Source organism: Streptomyces sp. URMC 129 (genome assembly GCF_051386415.1).
Taxonomy (GTDB): Bacteria; Actinomycetota; Actinomycetes; order Streptomycetales; family Streptomycetaceae; genus Streptomyces.
Genome location: NZ_JBPQTQ010000280.1, coordinates 1 through 1129 on the forward strand (window position 1 = coordinate 1; position 1129 = coordinate 1129).

Annotated in this window: 1 protein-coding gene; it reads left to right on the plus strand. The window is 67.8% G+C overall.

The window, feature by feature from the left end:
* The first annotated feature begins 37 nt into the window (after positions 1-37).
* Positions 38-1129: an IS630 family transposase gene (locus ACSNOC_RS27765; RefSeq protein ID WP_436750334.1), complete on the plus strand. Its 1092-nt coding sequence runs from the start codon at positions 38-40 to the stop codon at positions 1127-1129.

Consider the following 1129-nt stretch of genomic DNA (forward strand, 5'->3'; position numbering starts at 1 on the left):
CTAGTGTCCTGAGTCGGAGATTCGTCGTTGGTCGGGTGTGACGCGACCTGGACCGAGGATTCCGCCGTTGACGCTGTCGGATGCCGAGCGTGAGGTGTTGGAGGGGTGGGTGCGGCGGCGCTCCACCGCTCAGGCTCTCGCGCTGCGGTCACGGATCGTCCTGGAATGTGCCCAGGGTCACGCGATCCTGGAGGTGGCCCGGCGTCTGGGGGTGGCTGCGGACACCGTGCGGACCTGGCGTCGGCGGTTCCTGGCCCACCGGCTGGAGGGCCTTGCGGACGAGCCCCGACCGGGTGCGCCGCGGAAGATCTCGGACGCGGACGTCGAGCGGGTGATCGTGACCACGCTGGAGAAGGCCCCGCCGAACGCCACCCACTGGTCGACCCGGTCGCTGGCCGCCGCGCTAGGCATGTCGCAGACCACCGTGTCGCGCATCTGGCGGGCGTTCGGGCTCCAGCCCCACCGCAGCCAGACCTTCAAGCTGTCCACCGACCCGTTCTTCATCGACAAGGTCCGCGACGTCGTCGGCCTGTATCTGGACCCGCCCGAGCGCGCACTGGTTCTCGCGGTCGACGAGAAGTCCCAGATCCAGGCCCTGGACCGTTCCCAGCCGGTGCTGCCGATGATGCCCGGGGTTCCCGAGCGCCGCAGTCACGACTACGTCCGCGCAGGCACCACCACCCTGTTCGCCGCACTCGACACCGCCACGGGCAAGGTCATCGGCTCCCTCCACCGCCGGCACCGCGCGATCGAGTTCCGCAAGTTCCTGGTCAAGCTCGATGCCCAGGTGCCGGCGGATCTGGACGTGCACTTGATCCTGGACAACTACGCCACGCACAAGACCCCGGCGGTCAGGAAGTGGCTGGCCGCACACCCACGGTTCCACCTGCACTTCACACCGACCAGTTCTTCCTGGCTGAACCTGGTGGAGCGGTGGTTCGCCGAACTGACCGCGAAGAAGCTCCGCCGCGGCGTCCACCGCTCCGTCCAGGCCCTCGAACGCGACATCCGCATGTGGATCGCCGACTGGAACGACAACCCACGACCGTTCGTCTGGACCAAAACCGCCGACGAAATCCTCGACAAGGTCGCCACCTACTGCCGACGAATCTCCGACTCAGGACACTAG